The organism is Pectobacterium actinidiae (assembly GCF_000803315.1).
Taxonomy (GTDB): Bacteria; Pseudomonadota; Gammaproteobacteria; order Enterobacterales; family Enterobacteriaceae; genus Pectobacterium; species Pectobacterium actinidiae.
In genome coordinates this window covers 2568780-2585996 of the sequence record NZ_JRMH01000001.1, presented here as the reverse complement: position 1 = coordinate 2585996, position 17217 = coordinate 2568780, and the positions used below count along the sequence as shown (strand labels likewise).

Below are 17217 nucleotides of genomic sequence, written 5' to 3'. Positions count from 1 at the left end.
CCTTAACGGCTCATCAGGACTTCGGCGATGTGCATCACCTTGACAGGATGCCCTTCACGCTGCATTCGGCCACCTATATTAAGCAGGCAACTGACATCGGCACCAATCAGATAGTCGGGTTTGACATCCATCATATGGTTGACTTTCTCTTTGACCATTTCGCCGGAAATTTCTGCCATCTTCACCGAGAAGGTGCCGCCGAAGCCGCAACAGGTCTCTTCTGCCTTAAACGGCAGCAAATGCAGATCTTGAACATGGCTGAGCAACGTGACAGGTTCTTCGCGCACGCCCAGCTTGCGAAACAGGCTACAGGAAGGGTGATAAACGGCGGTTCCTGGCAGACGTGCGCCAACGTCCGTCACGCCAAGCGTATTGACAATGAATGAGGTCAGATCTTTCATCCGCTCGGCGACACGTTCAGCACGGATCACCCATTCGGGTTCATCGGCCAGATACTCAGGATAGTGACGGATGGCGTTCATACACGAACCCGCGGGAGAAATGATCGGGTCGTCATTGTCTTCCAGTGCGGCAATCACACTTTTCATACCCGGAATGGCGCTGTTGATATAACCGCCGTTGATGGCGGGTTGCCCGCAGCATGACTGTTTTTCGGGAAAATGCACGGTGCAACCCAACTGCTCCAGTAGCAGTACAGAATCACGCGCCATGCGGGATTTCAGTGCGTCACCAATACAGGTAACAAAAAAATTAACATTCACGACAGACTCCCATTACTCAATGTAGATGGATTTTTTATAGTGTCATCAGGCCATAAACAGGTAGTAAACCAGGCCGACCTTGAGCCCAAGAATGATGATGTAGACGCCGCAATACTTCAGTGTGCCGGACATAATCGCGCTGCCTTGTCCTTCCATGCGTGTTGCTGACACCGCAATGGCGATACTTTGTGGCGATATCATTTTGCCGCCAGTGGCACCGGCGGTATTCGCCGCGGCCAGCCAGACAGGGTCGACGTGCAGTTTTTCCGCGGCCATCGTTTGCAATTTGCCAAACAGCACGTTGGAATTGGTGTCGCTGCCGGTGACAAAGGTGCCTAATGCTCCAATCACCGGGGCAATAAACAGATAACCCCCTCCGGTTACATCGACCATCGTTTGTGCCAGCGTGGCGATCAGCCCGCTGACATCCATTACCGTCGCCATGGCGACGATGGCGGTAATCGCGATAATCGAGTTCCTGAGCTGTTTTACCGTGCTAAAGAAGACACTCAGCATGGTTCCCAGATTCGCTCCCTGTATAAAACCGCCTAGCAGACTGGCGATGATGATCAGAACGCCGGGAGTGGCAATCCAGTCAATCTTCAATTTCAGCACTTGGGTATCCGTCAGGTGGAAAGGAATGATGGACGCCACTTGAGAGACGGTGCTTTTGATTGCGGGGAACAGTGGAGAGCAAAGCAGGATAAAGCTAAAAATTAGGATATAAATCGCACAGGCACGTAACAACTGGCTGGCAGAATAGCCAGATAGGGACGCACGTTGAGCGCTGTCGATGAGGTAGGCCGCTTCGGTATCTTTCTTGCGGCATTTCGCCATTAACGTGACAGCAATCAGGCTGACTAAACTGCCTGCGAAAGCGGGCAGTTCGGCACCGAGGTGGGCAGCCACAATGTACTGTGGCACCAGCGTGGTCACGCCGCACACCAGCGTAATAGCGAACACACCACGAATAGCTTTAATGCCGCCCCCGATGATGGCAACGATGACAAAGGGCAGGAGGATGTTGAACAACGCCAGTTGTTGCACAACTGTGGCACTTAATGTGGTAACGGGAAGGTGAACCTGTTCCGCTAAAATAGAAACCGGAATGCCGACGGCGCCAAAGGCGGTGGGGACAGTATTGGCGACCAGTGATGCGATGGCCGCTTTCATTGGATTAAAGCCAAGTGCGATAAGTATGCCGATGGGGATCGCGACTGCGGTGCCATAACCCGCTGCGGCTTCGAGAAAACCACCAAAACACCATGAAATGAGCAATACCTGAATACGTTTATCATCGCTCACACTGGCGAGGACATCGCGTAGCACATCCATACTGCGCGTCTTTTGCATCAGGTTATAACTGTATATCGCTCCCAGAATGACGATGATAATTGGCCATAGCCCTTTCAACGCGCCATAGCTTACTGCTAACCCCAGCGTTTTCAGCGGTGTGTGCCAGAATAGGGAGGTAATAATCACGGTGAGTGCCAGCGTAATCAGCACCGCGTGATGGATAGGTGTTTTTATTTTTAGGATAAGAACAATCATGACCAACAGTGGGAAGCTACCCAGCAAAAAATATAAATAATTGTGCATAGCGGTGTCCTGACATCCTGATGTTAAGAGGTAAAAACAAGGGATACCAATGTGGTGCTATATACACTTATATAATGAATGGTTATTGAATAATTTTAGCTGAATCGGGTCAGATGAAACGAAGAAGTGCAAAATAATATTGATATTAGTTACTTAATGATTAATTAAGTTACTTAAATTGGCGAAATAGAGGGCATGAACGAATCAGGATCGTGCGTTTATTTCATGAGGCGAGTGAAAAATGAACGGTAATTTAAGAGAAATGGAGGAGAAAAAACAAGGAATGGTGCGTTCAATTGGACTCGAACCAACGACCCCCACCATGTCAAGGTGGTGCTCTAACCAACTGAGCTATGAACGCATTAAGATACCGCGCTGCCTGTCTGACAGCGGGACGAATAGTAGCGAGCAAGGGGAAAACTGGCAAGAGGAAAAATGCAATTTTGTGCTCTTGCCAGTGCGACTGCTGGGCTTGTATCCATTTCGCCGTTTTTTTCGGCGATACCCGTATTCAGGCTTAGGTATAAATTGGGTGAGACGTTATCTAGCGAGCGGCGCGCGCTAAAATCCGTGCGGCGGGTTGGCGCTGAAGAAAACGAATCCGCGTCACCATCATCACCGCTGCTGCTGTCAGACCAATGATGAAACCACACCAGAAACCCGCAGGCCCCATGCGTGGCACGATGACATCGGTTAACGCCAGCAGGTAGCCGCTTGGTAACCCCAATACCCAATACGCGACGAAAGTAATATAGAAAATTGAACGGGTGTCTTTATAGCCACGCAGTACGCCGGTGCCGATGACCTGAACGGCATCGGATATTTGATAAACGGCAGCCAACAGCATGAGCTGAGAGGCCATCGCGACCACTAGCGGGTCCTGATTGTAGAGCAGGGCAATGGGTTCACGCAGCAGTGTGGTGAAAATTGCTGTGCAGCAGGCTAACGCTACGCCGGCCATGATGCCTGTGTACGCGGCAATACGGGCGTCCTCAACCGAACCTTCCCCTAAGCGATGTCCAACGCGAATGGTGGTAGCGACGCCCACCGAGAGTGGAAGGACGAACATCAGCGAACTGAAGTTCAGGGCAATTTGGTGACCGGCGACATCGACAACACCCAGCGGTAACACCAGTAGAGCAACAACGGCAAACAGCGTGACTTCAAAAAGCAGAGCCAGTGCGATGGGCAAACCGAGACCAAACAGGCGCTTCAGCACGGTAAAATCTGGCCGGAATGCCGGGCGATGAAGACGGATATCGCGTAACCAGGAGGCTCGTCGGGTATAGAGCATCATCAGCAGCATCATGATCCAGTAAACCGACGCGGTGGCGACGCCGCAACCTACGCCGCCCAATTCGGGCAGACCAAATTTACCGTGGATAAATATGTAGTTAATCGGGATGTTGATTAACAGCCCGATGAATCCAATCATCATGCCGGGGTAGGTTTTGGACAGCCCTTCACACTGGCAGCGCAAAACCTGATAGAACAGATAACCAGGTACGCCCCACAGCAACGCGTGTAGATAGCCGATGGCTTTCGCAGCCAGTTCAGGCGAACCGTCGCTCATCAGGTTAATGGCGTATTCTCCCTGATACAGCACCAGCATCGTCAGCACCGAAATGATGGCCGCGAGGAAAAAGGACTGTCGCACCTGATGAGAAATACGATCGCGACGGCCGGAACCGTTGAGCTGTGCGACAACGGGCGTTAACGCCAGTAGCAGGCCATGACCAAAAAGAATGGCGGGTAGCCAGATTGAGGTTCCCACCGCGACGGCGGCCATATCGGTGGCGCTGTACGCACCGGCCATGACGGTGTCAACCACACCCATCGACGTTTGGGACACTTGCGCAATAATGACAGGAACAGCAAGCACCGATAATTTACGCGCTTCTGTCAGATACTGTTGCACGGATACCTTCCTTGAATGACTAACGTAATAGCAGGATAAATGACTCAGATATGAAAAACAGACTGGGATAAAGAGTGCATTATTGTAACGGCTTAACGAAAGTAAACCAGCATGGAAGAAAATATATTCTTTTTGTTACGTTACGATTTAGACAGCAATCGGGTATACGGCATTCCGGTTTGGTTTTCCGCGCAATATCGGGCACACTGCACTGAGTCATTTTTTTGGTTTTAAGAGGCAAACCGCATGTTTACCGGTATTGTTCAGGGCACCGCGCCGGTGGTGTCGATTGAAGAAAAATCCAATTTTCGCACGCATATTGTCCAACTCCCACCCGAGCTACTGCCAGGGCTCGTGCCCGGAGCCTCCGTGGCACACAATGGCTGCTGCCTGACGGTAACCGCTATTGACGGCGATCGTGTCAGTTTTGATCTCATGAAGGAAACGCTGCGGTTAACGAATCTGGGCGATATTCATGAGGGCGATGTCGTAAATATTGAGCGAGCCGCAAAATTCGGTGATGAGATCGGTGGACACGTCATGTCGGGCCACATCATGTGTACGGCGGAAGTGGTTAAGATTCAGGTTTCAGAGAATAACCATCAGATTTGGTTCCGTCTGGCAGATGAAGCACTGATGAAATACGTACTGCATAAAGGCTTCGTTGGGATTGATGGTATCAGCCTGACGGTGGGGGAAGTCACTCGCGGGCGCTTCTGCGTGCATTTAATCCCAGAAACGCTGAATCGCACAACTCTGGGCCAGAAACGTCTGGGGAATCGTATCAATATTGAAATCGACCCGCAGACACAGGCCGTGGTGGATACGGTCGAGCGTGTGTTGGCTAGCAAGCAGGCGAGCGATCTCGCCAACGAAGGCTGATATCCTGCACTGCATATTCTTGTAAACCGGACGAACCGCATCGTCCGGTTTTTCTTTCCTGTCAGCGTGCAACACGCAATCCTCCTTCGACGCCCTCCAGGCTAAACACGACTTGCCAGAGTTGGAGCGTTCTCGCTCTGAAGGCTCCCGCGCAAAGGTTAAGATAGTAACTGAACATTCGGCGGAAGCGGGCAGGGTAGCGTGGGGAAAGCTGCGGCCAGCCTTGCTGAAAACGTGCATGCCATGCCATTAATGTGCGATCGTAATCGGTGCCGAAATTGTGCCAATCCTCCATCACCATGTAAGGCTCACTCGCCTGCGCAATGTGCCGTATGGAGGGAATACAGCCGTTGGGGAAAATGTATTTATGAGTCCAGGGATCGAGGTATGGGTCGGTCTTATTGGCTCCGATGGTATGTAAGAGAAACAGCCCATTAGGCTTTAGATTACGCCGCACGATGCGAAAGTAATTGTCATAGTTGCGTGGCCCGACGTGTTCAAACATGCCAACTGACACGATACGATCAAATTGCCGATTGAGATCGCGATAATCCTGTCGTTCAATGGTGACGTCCAGATTCTGACAGCGCTGCTGTGCCAGCATTTGCTGCTCCTTTGAAATCGTGATGCCGTAAACTGATACGCCATAGTGCCGGGCTGCAAACTCCGCAAGCCCGCCCCAACCGCAGCCGATATCCAGCAGCGTCATCCCTGATGTTAACTGGAGTTTTTCGCAAATCATGGCGAGTTTGTCTTCCTGCGCCTGTTCCAGCGTTTGTGCCTGTTTCCAGTAAGCGCAGGAGTACTGCATGTAGGGATCCAGCATCAGGGTAAACAGGTCATTACCTAAATCGTAATGCGCTTTACCGACAATCTGAGCGCGTCGACGGGACTGCAAATTCGTGATACGGGAGAGGGCGACTCGCGTAAGATCGTGCAATCGGCGGGGGAGTTTCGCTTCCAGATCCGCACGCAGGACGCGATGGGAGAACATATCCAGCTGTTCACATTCCCACCATCCATCCATGTAGCTTTCTCCCAACCCCAACGATCCTTCTTGCAGAACGCGCTTAAAAAAACCGGGGTTGATCACCTGGATATCAAAAGGACGGGTACCGTTGATGGTGATATCCGCGCTAGCCAACATGTCCTGTACGATGTGGAACCAGGGGGCGGTCTCCTCATCCCATTCTTCTGTATAAGGTGAACTCATCGTGTCTCCTTAACTTTTCTTAGATAAAAGTATCGTAAACAGACCTGGAAAACACTTATCGCAGCCGGGGTATCGGCTGTCACCAGAGAAAATGAAACACGGTATTATACCCGTCATACTTCAAGCCGCATGTACGTCGGCTACGTCCGTTACTCGGCTCATTCATGAGCCTCGCCCTAAAGGGCCAACGCTTTGACGTTGTGCAAAACGCTAGCGTGTTGTCATGCAACTCGATTATTTAGGGTATAGAATTAGAACGGCTTCAGCCAGCCTACAAGAAAGCTGGCTGAAGCAGAGAGGGAAAGCTGGCAGGGATAAGAAAATCGTCTGTATAGAATGGCTGCGGTTAGCGGCGATAGTCGAGGTAAGGGCCATCTGCCACTGAACGACGTTCAATCAGCGTCGGGTGTACTTCAATGACGTGCGCATCTTCCCGTTTACTGGTTATGCGATCCAAGAGCATAGAGAACGCGGACTGGCCCAGACGCTCCTTTGGCTGGTGGATGGTGGTCAGCGCAGGTGTAAAGAAGCGTGCGTGGCGCACGTTGTCATAACCGATCACCGAAATATCCTGCGGTACGCGCAGACCCAGTTCGTCAGCCGCACAGATAGCACCCATCGCCATAATATCGCCGCCGCAGAATACGGCGGTTGGCCGCTGTTTCTGTGCGAGAATCTGATGCATGGCTTTATAGCCGGACTCCGGTTCAAAATCGCCCCGAACCACCCATTCGTCGCGCACGGAAATGTCGGCTTCCTTCAGTGCTTTTAAAAAACCGAGGTAGCGTCCGCTGCCGGTATTGCGTTCTTGAGTGCCGGGGATGGCACCGATATCACGATGGCCGCGTTCGATCAGGTAGCGACCTGCCATATAACCACCTTCAAAGGCGTTATCGATAATCGTATCGGTAAAATCGCTGTGCATTTGTCCCCAGTCCATAACGACCATCGGAATGCTGCGATAATCTTCCAACATCGACAATAGTTCTGGTGGGTACTCGGCGCACATCACCAACAGGCCGTCGACACGTTTTTGCGCCAGCATGGAAAGGTAGGCGCGCTGCTTGCCGATGTCGTTATGCGAATTACACAGCACCAGCGTGTAGCCTTTGGCATAGCAGCTGTTTTCAACGGCTTCAATGATCTCGGCGAAATAGGGGGCTTCGCTGGAGGTGGCCAGCAAGCCGATAGATTTAGTGTGATTAACTTTGAGGCTGCGGGCGACGGCGCTGGGTGAATAGTGCAATTCTTTGATTGCTGCCCTGACGGCTGCCTTAGTCTCTTCGGCGACGAAACGTGTTTTATTGATCACGTGCGATACGGTTGTGGTAGAAACGCCAGCACGCTTTGCCACATCTTTAATCGTTGCCATCTAAAAATGACTCCTGAACTTACCTGTTATAGACGTAAGTATATTGTTAATCGTTTGCCTACGTTTAATGTTCTTCTTCTAAGCTAAAAAACAGGATTTCAGAAGGAGAATGCCGAATGTTATACCGAAGGGATCTGGGTTGACGTTTTTCGACTGATACGCAGCGCTTTCATAAACAGCGGATTGTGTCCGATTTATCATGAAAGTGGAAGGGCTAATTTATACTATTAGTGATGCATTCGTCCGAGATTTTTCGCTAGAATTATGAAAGAATCGTAATAACCCTATTATTTGTGGCTTTAACTACCTAAACGCGCTCGGCTGTGCAGGGTTGTGTCTTTTCAGATGAAGCTTTCAGATAAAATTTGTTCGTTAATAAGGAGTCATTTATGGATACAGATCTGAAGATGTCTTTGCTGACAACTATTGGTTCGTTGGCGGTGATCATCGTGTTTAGTTTTACAGCGGTGCTGAACTAACCAAACGACTGGTTAGATATTCAGACACGTTGATGATGCCATAAACGTGTCTGAATCGCTTTTATACCCGCCATACTTCAAGTTGCATGTGCGTTGGCGTTGTTCAAAACGTTAACGTTTTGTCCTGAAACTCGAATTATTTAGGGTATACAAGAGATATAATCTGTTCTTAACGAATGGTTTGCGGTGTCACTACACGACGCGCGCCAACGTAGTGCTCCTGCCAATAATCTTCACTCAACTTGCTGATACGAATATCTGAGCCTGTACGCGGCGACTGAATGAATTTCCCTTCCCCCAGATAAACTCCGACGTGATCGGCCGCGCCACGATTATTGATGCGGAAAAAGACCAAATCGCCACTTTCCAGCTCGCTCTTTTTAATCGGAGCGGCGTCGCGCAGGTGATACATTTCGTTTGCGGTGCGTGGAATTTGGATTTTAACGACATCTTTGTAGGCGTAATAAACCAGTCCGCTACAGTCGAACCCAGTAAAGGGAGATGAACCGCCCCAGTGGTAAGGCTTGCCTATCTGGCTCATCAACTTATTCATTGCCGTTGTTTTGGCATGCTGATAGCGCTTTTTATGCGCAGCGCTTAACGCCATTCCTTTTTCTGTCAGCGACGGATTTTTATCTGCCTTACCCTTGAGTGCGGTCTTCTTCAGACCGGTTTTGACTCTGGTTTGTGCGGTTGTTTGTTTCTCTTCAGACTTCAGCTTTTTAAGATTTTTTTTCACTAGCGCAGGTGTACTACTTTGCGTCCGTGACGGCTTTTTTTCTGTCGCTTTGCTCGCGGTACGGGATTGGGTTTTATTGCTGACTGCGGTAGGTTCTGGTTTTTTGCTTTTGATCGGCGTCGGTGATTTAGCATTACCCTTTGTTTGACGGCTTTTCTTATTCGTTTCTGCCACGGCGCTTTTCTTCGGCGCAGAATGCGGGGTAGACGGCGCAGCCTGAACCACGTTCAGGGATAGATTACTGAAAAATAATATAAAAAGAGTAATAAATAAGCGCATAATAAAAGTGACCGAACATAATCCTTAACTCGCTCAATCCCCACAGTATTCCTGAAAACGGTGTTATAAAAAAGTGGGCATGGCCTCTTTATTCATACAGAATAGTGAAAAAACGTTAATAGTTATTTTTTCGATTGATTTATCAGCGTTTTCTGACGTTGATTTCATCAATGATGAATGCTTTCAGGAAAAAAATAACCTTACAAAAAATGGCGTTTTTTTGTGGCTAGTGGCATCGGTACAATATCACTGAGTCAATGTCGCTGTCGTAGCATCTCTGACGGCGGCTCATGGTTAGCGTTTTGGACGTTAGCCATCCTATAGAATTAAGGAAGCAAGAAGATGACGACACCGACAATTGAAAAAATTCAGCGCCAAATTGCTGAAAACCCGATTCTGCTGTACATGAAAGGTTCCCCGAAATTGCCAAGCTGCGGCTTTTCCGCACAGACTGTTCAGGCGCTGTCTGCCTGTGGCGAACGTTTTGCGTATGTTGATATTTTGCAGAACCCAGACATTCGCGCTGAGCTACCGAAATACGCGAATTGGCCGACATTCCCGCAGCTGTGGGTTGACGGCGAGCTGATTGGCGGTTGTGATATCGTGATGGAAATGTTTCAGCGCGGTGAACTGCAACCGCTGATCAAAGAAACGGCAGACAAATACAAAGCGCAGCAGGCCGATCAAGAGTAAGGCTTTCTTCTGGCGTAATGACGATGTCAAATGTTGTTACGATGCGAGCGTAAATCCTTCCAACGGGTGCTTTATGGCACCCGTTTTTTGATCTCAATCTTTTCAGTCTTCGGCTGACGCGTCTTCCAGAGAACTTTCTTCCAGTGCTAGCGGCCAGCCGCCCAGACGTTTCCAGCGATTAACCAACTCGCAGAACAGTAATGCTGTCTGATTGGTGTCATACAGCGCAGAGTGCGCCTGGCTGGAGTCAAACGCAATACCGGCGGTAATACAGGCTTTAGCCAGAACCGTTTGGCCTAACACCAGCCCGCTGAGAGCGGCGGTATCGAAAGTGGCGAAAGGATGGAACGGATTACGTTTCAGGCTACAGCGTTCCGCTGCTGCTGCCATAAAGCTATGATCGAATGTGGCGTTATGCGCCACGATAATCGCGCGGTTGCAACCCTGATCTTTGATCCCTTTACGCACGACTTTGAAAATTTCATGCAGCGCATCATATTCGCTCACTGCGCCACGCAGGGGGTTGGTGGGGTCAATACCGTTAAACGCCAGTGCGGCGGGTTCCAGAATCGCGCCTTCGAAGGGTTCGACATGAAAATGCAGCGTTTCATCTGGCTGTAACCAACCGTCTTGATCCATTTTTAATGTTACCGCTGCAACTTCCAGCAAGGCATCGGTTTTCGCATTAAATCCGGCGGTTTCAACATCAATCACTACCGGGTAAAACCCACGAAAACGGCCGCTCAGGGCATTCAGATCACTTTTATCAGCCATTTTTCTCTTAATTGTTAGCAAAACGCAGCGCGCATTATTGCAAATTTTGACTGGAGATGCAGCATGCCCGTTGTTGTTTCAAACCGCAGTGATGGCAGAAGAAGAGGGGGAACAGGTGCTGATGCCGCACCTGTAGAATGCATGGGATTAGTGACCGATGCCGTTACCCGCGTGGGCATTTTCGATCAATTCGATCTTATAACCATCTGGATCTTCGATGAACGCGATCACAGTCGTACCGCCTTTGACCGGACCTGCTTCGCGCGTTACATTGCCGCCCGCTTTACGGATACGCTCACAGGTTGCGGCAACATCGTCAACGCCCAATGCGATATGACCATAGGCGTTGCCCAAATCATAACTGTCGACGCCCCAGTTGTAGGTCAGTTCGATAACCGCACCTTCGCTCTCTTCGGTATAACCGACGAAGGCCAACGTGTATTTGTATTCGGTATTCTCGCTGGTGCGCAGTACGCGCATGCCCAGGATTTGGGTATAGAAATCGATAGAACGTTGTAAATCGCCAACACGCAGCATGGTATGAAGTAAGCGCATAGTGTCCTCGTTAAAAAGTGCAACAAAAAGGGAAGTATAGCGTTGTGGCTCTACCGAGTCCAAACTGTTGGGATGATGCTAAAAATGCGACACTACGGTGAGGTTTGTGTTAAAACGTACTATCAGGAGGGATAAATAGCGCGTTGGGTCACTTTTAGACGGCTTGGCGTGTAAAAAAATCGTCAGTTATTACAATGGTTACCTAATTATTTTCATTATGACTGTCCGTTTGGGCTTGCCAGCGGTAAAGAACAGGGCTTCAATAAATAGAGTTGTCGCAGGAGGTGTTGTGCCAGAGCAACTTGAACTCTTTGTAGTCCCTAATCCATGCCGTGGTATTTGTCAGACGGATGAAGGCGGATATTGTCGCGGTTGCTTTCGCAGTCGTAATGAGCGCTTTAGTTGGGGCCAAATGAGTGATGCGCAGAAACAGGATGTGCTGCGTTTGTGTCGGCAGAGAATGAGACGGTCACAGCGTTCAGAGAAATCCGATACACCAGCAGAGTCCCGTCAGCCATCGTTGTTTTAAGTTATCTTGTCTTAGATGATCTATTTACGTGAAATTTTGTTTAAGCAACGCAGGAGCGTTCGATTGAATAAAATAAGCCTGAGATCATTTTTAAAAGACTTTTATTTGATAGAATCCATTCTAAGATGGAGCTATTTTTACAACAATAAAGTCATTTTTTATTCTTATAAATCAGAGTTGATTGCAATCCAGGGATATAACTTAGCGTGCTAACAATAAGGAGAGGTGATGGAATTGCCATTAGGATCTGATTTAGCCCGTCTGGTGCGCGTATGGCGTGCGCTGGTCGATCATCGATTAAAACCACTTGAACTGACTCAGACGCATTGGGTCACGTTGCATAACATATACCATCTACCCCCTGGGCAGTCGCAGATTCAACTCGCCAAAGCGATAGGTATTGAGCAACCCTCATTAGTCCGAACACTGGATCAACTTGAGGAAAAAGGGTTAATCACTCGCCACGTTTGTGCGCACGATCGTCGGGCAAAACGTATTATGCTGACTGAATCAGCAGAGCCAATCATACAGGCAGTCAATGGTGTAATTAGCCATACACGTAGTGAAGTATTATTTGGTATTACGCCGGAGCAGGTTGATGAATTAGCGCTGCTGGTTTCACGTCTTGAGAAAAATATATTGGCATTACATGAAAATCAAGCGTAGCTAAATTTGGGTTACGCAGAGGGAGAATTAAATCCCGGCAATATCACCAGTATTAATTATTGGTTATTTATTCCGGGAATTGATTATTCGTTGTGACGATCGCCGCAGTGCGTGGCGATCGTCACACAGCATTAGCGTGGAGAAACGGTGATACTGCGGCCATTGCTGGCCATGGCAACGCGTTGGCCTGCGCTGAATTTCGTATCGCCTTGTTTCTGTACCACCATAATGGTACTGCCGTCATCACGACGAATTTCCAATTCTACGCCCTGTGTGCGGTTCATCGCACCCGTAGCGCTTTGGCCGGCTACGCCACCCGCTACTGCGCCAGCTGCGGTCGCCAGGCTACGGCCGGAACCGCCGCCAATAGTGTTGCCCAAGAAACCGCCCAGAACAGCACCGCCCAGTGCACCGATCACGTTAGAATCTTCTCCCGCCTGAATTTGAACCGGACGCATAGAAACAATCGTACCGTAGGTTACGGTCTGCACCTGTTTAGCTTCGGATGCGCTGTAAACGTCACCTGAAAGCGTACTGGTATTAGCACAACCAGCCAGCGTGATACCAGCAAGAGTAACCACAAGCAAACGCTTCATCATAATACAAACTCCTTAATAGCGAATATGTCGGGCTGGCTCAGCCTCGGCCGACGCAGTGTTATACCAATAAATTATGGTCTGGCTCAGTGTAGCATGCCACTCTTTTTACTCTTTTTTGCAGAATATAATAGTGCGCTTAAATTGCGTATAAACAGAGAAGTAAATAGTACGAGAAAGGGCTTTTTTTGTAGCAAATATTATCAAAAACCCACATTTGGTTAAAACCTAACCCGTGTGGCAAAAACGTAAAAAATTTAATAATTCAGCGTGTTAACGTGCTACTTTTATTCTCAACGTAACGGTTGTTATCGGTGTTCTCTTTTTATCCCACAGGGGCAAAGGCTATATAATGAGATCAGGCAGATATATTGGCGTAATGTCCGGCACCAGCCTTGATGGTGTGGATGTTGTGCTAGCCGCCATTGACGAACATACGGTTGCGCAGCAGGCCAGCTACTGCCATCCGATACCCCAGGATATCAAAATGGCCATACTGGGGATGTGTCAGGGGCAGGCGGTGACGCTGTCTGCGCTCGGACAGTTGGATACGCGTTTGGGCATCTTGTTTGCCGAAGCCGTGCTGACGCTGCTTAAAGAGACGGAGCTGAGCGCGGAGGACATCACCGCGATTGGCTGCCACGGACAGACGGTCTGGCATGAGCCCACAGGCGATGCGCCTTGTACGTTGCAGATCGGCGATAATAACCGCGTTGCCGCATTGACTGGCATCACAACCGTTGGTGATTTTCGACGCCGCGATTTGGCCTATGGCGGGCAGGGCGCTCCGCTGGTGCCATCATTCCACCATGCGTTGCTGCTGCATCCTACTGAACGACGTATCGTGCTCAACATCGGCGGGATCGCCAATCTGTCCCTGTTGGTGCCGGGTGCGCCCGTGCGCGGCTACGATACGGGGCCCGGGAACATGCTGTTGGATGCCTGGATCTGGCGGCACTGTGCGCAACCGTATGATAAAGACGCCGTGTGGGCGATGAGCGGTCAGGTAAATCCACTATTGCTACGCCGAATGTTGACCGATCCTTATTTTGCGTTGCGAGCCCCCAAAAGCACTGGACGTGAGTATTTCAATCTGGGTTGGCTGGAAAGAATGCTGGCTGGCCTGCCGCCGATAGCGCCGCAGGATGTTCAAGCGACGCTGGTTGAGTTAACGGCTATGAGCATCGCTGAACAGGTGCTGTTGGTCGGTGGATGCGAACGCTTATTGGTTTGCGGCGGTGGAGCACGTAATCCGCTCATTATGGCACGTCTCTCTGCGCTGCTGCCGGGCATCGAAGTCAGCACGACGGATGAGTGTGGCGTGAGCGGCGATGATATGGAAGCGCTGGCATTTGCCTGGCTGGCGTCACGCACGCTGTCGGGGTTGCCGGGCAATCTGCCCTCTGTCACGGGAGCGAGCCAGGAAACGGTGTTAGGCGCGATTTATCCGGTTAACGCGGATTAATCAGATTTTGCCGAGAGGTTCATAATTATCCTCTTGTTAAACTTACATGAGCGGCAACGCCAGTTGACGCTATCGATAAGAATGACAGGAGAAAAAATGAAACGATTGCTGACGGGGACCGCGCTGATTCTGCTGAGCGGATGCAGCTATTTTGGCCATAAACAGACGGTGGAAACGCTGCATTATCAGTGTGGCACGATGCCGTTAACCGTTACGCTACAGCAGGGCGGTGAAGCGACTCCGCAGGTGAGTTTCCTGCTGGACGGTGAACGTCTGACGCTTCCTCAAGTGGTGTCCGCTTCTGGCGTCAGATATAGCAATGACACCTACACTTTCTGGAGTAAAGGCGATCGTGCATTTATCCAGCGGGGTGAACGAGTTATCGTCGACGACTGTGTGTTGGCACCGATGTAACTGACGCCGCACGATCGCGGTGTCGCTGCTGATTGCGATTTTTCGGGTACGGGAGCAAAATGGGATTTTCGCCCGCTTCTGGCCCGACATTGCGACAGCAGGATATTATGACTCAGGAACGTTCCCCCTCTGACGGTACGCCTCTTATTCAACCCGCCGATATTGCTGACATCCGCCGTGAATACACGCGTGGCGGGCTTCGCCGAGGCGATCTTCCCGCAAATCCGCTGGATTTATTTGAACGCTGGCTGAAGCAGGCCTGCGACGCGAAACTGGCCGATCCTACCGCGATGTCCGTCGCAACCGTGGATGAACACGGTCAGCCTTACCAGCGTATCGTTCTACTGAAACACTATGATGAGAAAGGCATGGTGTTTTATACCAATATGGGTAGCCGCAAAGCTCATCATCTCGAAAACAATCCACGCATCAGCCTGCTGTTCCCTTGGCATATGTTGGAGCGGCAGGTAATCGTGCTGGGACGCGTAGAGAAGCTACCGGCGCTTGAGGTGCTGAAATATTTTCACAGCCGCCCGAAAGACAGTCAGATTGGCGCGTGGGTATCAAAGCAGTCCAGCCGGATTTCAGCGCGTGGCGTGCTGGAAAGCAAATTTTTGGAATTGAAGCAAAAATTTCAGAATGGCGAGGTGCCTTTGCCGAGCTTCTGGGGCGGCTTCCGTGTCGTTATCGATTCTGTCGAGTTTTGGCAGGGCGGTGAACACCGTCTGCATGACCGATTTTTCTACCAGCGGCAGGACGCGGGCTGGCAGATCGATCGTTTAGCGCCTTAATCGCGAAATATCCGTGTTAAACGCTGGCGCTCCTATCATCAGCACTTTATCCTATGAAGTTTCGCGTTGACTGGGCATTACGCGGTGATATGGCGTTCATAGCTGGTTGCGTAACGTCATGCGGCAGCGAAATCATCATGCGACAGCAAACAGGTATGCTGCGCATCTCTCACGGCATTGTGCGTAAACCCAACGGGAACGTAACGGCCTATTTTTATAAAAATGGAGTTATCGATGGCGAGTAGTAACCTGATTAAACAATTGCAAGAGCGGGGCTTGATTGCCCAGGTGACGGATGAGGAAGCGTTAGCAGAGCGGCTGGCGCAAGGGCCAATTGCACTGTATTGCGGTTTCGATCCCACCGCTGACAGCTTGCATTTGGGGCATCTGGTGCCGCTGCTCTGCCTGAAACGCTTCCAGCTGTCTGGCCACAAGCCGGTTGCGCTGGTTGGCGGTGCCACCGGGCTGATTGGTGACCCAAGCTTTAAAGCCACCGAGCGTAAGCTGAACACGGCTGAAACCGTGGGTGAGTGGGTAGAGAAAATTCGTCGTCAGGTTTCTCCATTCCTGGATTTTGACTGCGGCAAAAACAGCGCGATCGCCGCCAATAATTACGATTGGTTCGGCAATATGAACGTGCTGGATTTCCTGCGTGATATCGGTAAACACTTCTCCGTTAATCAGATGATTAGCAAAGAAGCCGTCAAGCAGCGTTTAAACCGTGATGACGTCGGCATTTCGTTCACCGAGTTTTCTTACAACCTGTTGCAGGGATACGATTTTGCCTCGCTGAACAAACAGCATGAGGTCGAACTGCAAATTGGTGGTTCTGACCAATGGGGTAACATCACGTCCGGTATCGACTTGACGCGCCGCATGAACCAGAAACAGGTCTACGGTTTGACTGTACCGTTGATCACAAAATCTGATGGCACGAAGTTCGGTAAAACGGAAGGCGGCGCAATCTGGCTGGATGCCAGCAAGACCAGTCCTTACAAGTTCTACCAATTCTGGATCAACACGGCAGATGCCGATGTGTACCGCTTCTTGAAATTCTTCACCTTCATGAGCCTCGAAGACATCGATGCGCTGGAAGAAGAAGACAAAAACAGCGGCAAAGCTCCACGCGCGCAGTATGTGCTGGCCGAAGAAGTGACTCGTATGGTGCACGGTGAAGCGGGTCTGGAGGCGGCTCGTCGTATTACACAAAGCCTGTTCTCTGGCGCATTGCAGGATATGACGCAGGACGATTTTGCTCAACTGGCGCAGGATGGTATGCCGATTATTGAACTGGAAAACGGCGCGGATTTACAACAGGCGCTGGTCAGTGCCGAGCTGGTGCCGTCACGCGGTCAGGCTCGTACGATGATCGCTTCGAATGCGGTAACCATTAACGGCGAAAAACAGGCCGATCCTGAATATACCTTCAGCGATTCCGACCGTCTGTTTGATCGCTACACCTTGCTGCGTCGTGGCAAAAAGCACTACTGCCTGATTTGCTGGAAAGCATAAGCATCACCGATAAGGGAGC

18 protein-coding genes and 1 tRNA gene are annotated in these 17217 nt (G+C 50.3%); 9 read left to right on the top strand and 10 right to left on the bottom strand.

Going from position 1 to position 17217, the window contains the following annotated elements; genetic code table 11:
* Positions 1-2: 2 nt before the first annotated feature.
* From KKH3_RS10960 to KKH3_RS10945, 4 genes are all read right to left on the bottom strand, one after another.
* Positions 3-722: a (Fe-S)-binding protein gene (locus KKH3_RS10960; protein WP_039359336.1), complete on the bottom strand. Its 720-nt coding sequence runs from the start codon at positions 720-722 to the stop codon at positions 3-5.
* A gap of 45 nt (positions 723-767) precedes the next feature.
* Entirely contained in the window at positions 768-2321 is a 1554-nt protein-coding gene (locus KKH3_RS10955) for an L-lactate permease (protein ID WP_039359333.1), read from the bottom strand.
* Between the two features lie 284 nt (positions 2322-2605).
* Positions 2606-2682, bottom strand: a tRNA-Val gene (locus KKH3_RS10950).
* Between the two features lie 183 nt (positions 2683-2865).
* Positions 2866-4239, bottom strand: coding sequence for an MATE family efflux transporter (locus KKH3_RS10945; protein WP_039359330.1), 1374 nt, complete (start codon positions 4237-4239; stop codon positions 2866-2868).
* Positions 4240-4485: 246 nt separating this feature from the next.
* On the opposite strand from KKH3_RS10945, the gene KKH3_RS10940 reads away from it, so the two are divergent.
* The gene (locus KKH3_RS10940) at positions 4486-5121 is read left to right on the top strand and encodes a riboflavin synthase (protein WP_039359327.1); all 636 of its coding nucleotides are present in this window, start codon (positions 4486-4488) and stop codon (positions 5119-5121) included.
* 61 nt (positions 5122-5182) lie between these two features.
* Here KKH3_RS10940 and cfa read toward each other — a convergent pair whose 3' ends face one another.
* Positions 5183-6334, bottom strand: a complete 1152-nt coding sequence (gene cfa, locus KKH3_RS10935) for a cyclopropane fatty acyl phospholipid synthase (RefSeq protein ID WP_039359325.1) — start codon at positions 6332-6334, stop codon at positions 5183-5185.
* Positions 6335-6680: 346 nt separating this feature from the next.
* Positions 6681-7706, bottom strand: a complete 1026-nt coding sequence (purR, locus tag KKH3_RS10930; RefSeq protein WP_039359323.1) for an HTH-type transcriptional repressor PurR — start codon at positions 7704-7706, stop codon at positions 6681-6683.
* 389 nt (positions 7707-8095) lie between these two features.
* Here purR and cydH point away from each other — a divergent pair, with 389 nt between their 5' ends.
* Positions 8096-8185, top strand: coding sequence for a cytochrome bd-I oxidase subunit CydH (gene cydH / locus KKH3_RS22280; RefSeq protein WP_102116387.1), 90 nt, complete (start codon positions 8096-8098; stop codon positions 8183-8185).
* 169 nt (positions 8186-8354) lie between these two features.
* Here cydH and KKH3_RS10925 read toward each other — a convergent pair whose 3' ends face one another.
* Complete coding sequence (locus tag KKH3_RS10925; protein WP_039359321.1) at positions 8355-9203, bottom strand: C40 family peptidase; 849 nt, start codon at positions 9201-9203, stop codon at positions 8355-8357.
* Positions 9204-9545: 342 nt separating this feature from the next.
* Here KKH3_RS10925 and KKH3_RS10920 point away from each other — a divergent pair, with 342 nt between their 5' ends.
* Entirely contained in the window at positions 9546-9896 is a 351-nt protein-coding gene (locus KKH3_RS10920) for a Grx4 family monothiol glutaredoxin (RefSeq protein WP_039359317.1), read from the top strand.
* A gap of 102 nt (positions 9897-9998) precedes the next feature.
* Here KKH3_RS10920 and rnt read toward each other — a convergent pair whose 3' ends face one another.
* On the bottom strand, positions 9999-10670 hold the full coding sequence (gene rnt / locus KKH3_RS10915; RefSeq protein ID WP_039359314.1) for a ribonuclease T: 672 nt from the start codon (positions 10668-10670) through the stop codon (positions 9999-10001).
* Positions 10671-10817: 147 nt separating this feature from the next.
* The gene (gene gloA, locus KKH3_RS10910; RefSeq protein WP_010276601.1) at positions 10818-11225 is read right to left on the bottom strand and encodes a lactoylglutathione lyase; all 408 of its coding nucleotides are present in this window, start codon (positions 11223-11225) and stop codon (positions 10818-10820) included.
* A 289-nt stretch (positions 11226-11514) separates the two neighbouring features.
* On the opposite strand from gloA, the gene KKH3_RS21725 reads away from it, so the two are divergent.
* Both KKH3_RS21725 and slyA read left to right on the top strand, forming a co-directional pair.
* Positions 11515-11754: a DUF1289 domain-containing protein gene (locus tag KKH3_RS21725; RefSeq protein WP_072034560.1), complete on the top strand. Its 240-nt coding sequence runs from the start codon at positions 11515-11517 to the stop codon at positions 11752-11754.
* A gap of 228 nt (positions 11755-11982) precedes the next feature.
* Positions 11983-12420, top strand: a complete 438-nt coding sequence (gene slyA, locus KKH3_RS10905) for a transcriptional regulator SlyA (RefSeq protein ID WP_010276609.1) — start codon at positions 11983-11985, stop codon at positions 12418-12420.
* Positions 12421-12551: 131 nt separating this feature from the next.
* On the opposite strand, the gene KKH3_RS10900 is transcribed toward slyA, so the two are convergent.
* Entirely contained in the window at positions 12552-13019 is a 468-nt protein-coding gene (locus KKH3_RS10900) for an outer membrane lipoprotein (RefSeq protein ID WP_010276614.1), read from the bottom strand.
* A 349-nt stretch (positions 13020-13368) separates the two neighbouring features.
* On the opposite strand from KKH3_RS10900, the gene anmK reads away from it, so the two are divergent.
* From anmK to tyrS, 4 genes are all read left to right on the top strand, one after another.
* Positions 13369-14481 carry an anhydro-N-acetylmuramic acid kinase gene (gene anmK / locus KKH3_RS10895; protein ID WP_039359313.1) on the top strand — a complete coding sequence of 371 codons (1113 nt, stop codon included), beginning with the start codon at positions 13369-13371 and terminating at the stop codon, positions 14479-14481.
* Positions 14482-14577: 96 nt separating this feature from the next.
* A complete protein-coding gene (locus KKH3_RS10890; RefSeq protein ID WP_039359311.1) occupies positions 14578-14895 on the top strand; it encodes an MliC family protein in 318 nt (105 codons plus the stop codon).
* Between the two features lie 107 nt (positions 14896-15002).
* Positions 15003-15686, top strand: a complete 684-nt coding sequence (gene pdxH, locus KKH3_RS10885; RefSeq protein ID WP_039362356.1) for a pyridoxamine 5'-phosphate oxidase — start codon at positions 15003-15005, stop codon at positions 15684-15686.
* 234 nt (positions 15687-15920) lie between these two features.
* A complete protein-coding gene (tyrS, locus tag KKH3_RS10875; protein ID WP_039359307.1) occupies positions 15921-17198 on the top strand; it encodes a tyrosine--tRNA ligase in 1278 nt (425 codons plus the stop codon).
* Positions 17199-17217: the final 19 nt, after the last annotated feature.

Excerpts from the sequence above, each read along its gene's own strand:
- KKH3_RS10955 (WP_039359333.1), bottom strand. The coding sequence starts at position 2,321 with ATGCACAATTATTTATATTTTTTGCTGGGTAGCTTCCCACTGTTGGTC.
- KKH3_RS10940 (WP_039359327.1), top strand. The coding sequence starts at position 4,486 with ATGTTTACCGGTATTGTTCAGGGCACCGCGCCGGTGGTGTCGATTGAA.
- cfa (WP_039359325.1), bottom strand. The coding sequence starts at position 6,334 with ATGAGTTCACCTTATACAGAAGAATGGGATGAGGAGACCGCCCCCTGG.
- purR (WP_039359323.1), bottom strand. The coding sequence starts at position 7,706 with ATGGCAACGATTAAAGATGTGGCAAAGCGTGCTGGCGTTTCTACCACA.
- cydH (WP_102116387.1), top strand. The coding sequence starts at position 8,096 with ATGGATACAGATCTGAAGATGTCTTTGCTGACAACTATTGGTTCGTTG.
- KKH3_RS10925 (WP_039359321.1), bottom strand. The coding sequence starts at position 9,203 with ATGCGCTTATTTATTACTCTTTTTATATTATTTTTCAGTAATCTATCC.
- KKH3_RS10920 (WP_039359317.1), top strand. The coding sequence starts at position 9,546 with ATGACGACACCGACAATTGAAAAAATTCAGCGCCAAATTGCTGAAAAC.
- rnt (WP_039359314.1), bottom strand. The coding sequence starts at position 10,670 with ATGGCTGATAAAAGTGATCTGAATGCCCTGAGCGGCCGTTTTCGTGGG.
- gloA (WP_010276601.1), bottom strand. The coding sequence starts at position 11,225 with ATGCGCTTACTTCATACCATGCTGCGTGTTGGCGATTTACAACGTTCT.
- slyA (WP_010276609.1), top strand. The coding sequence starts at position 11,983 with ATGGAATTGCCATTAGGATCTGATTTAGCCCGTCTGGTGCGCGTATGG.
- KKH3_RS10900 (WP_010276614.1), bottom strand. The coding sequence starts at position 13,019 with ATGATGAAGCGTTTGCTTGTGGTTACTCTTGCTGGTATCACGCTGGCT.
- anmK (WP_039359313.1), top strand. The coding sequence starts at position 13,369 with ATGAGATCAGGCAGATATATTGGCGTAATGTCCGGCACCAGCCTTGAT.
- KKH3_RS10890 (WP_039359311.1), top strand. The coding sequence starts at position 14,578 with ATGAAACGATTGCTGACGGGGACCGCGCTGATTCTGCTGAGCGGATGC.
- pdxH (WP_039362356.1), top strand. The coding sequence starts at position 15,003 with ATGACTCAGGAACGTTCCCCCTCTGACGGTACGCCTCTTATTCAACCC.
- tyrS (WP_039359307.1), top strand. The coding sequence starts at position 15,921 with ATGGCGAGTAGTAACCTGATTAAACAATTGCAAGAGCGGGGCTTGATT.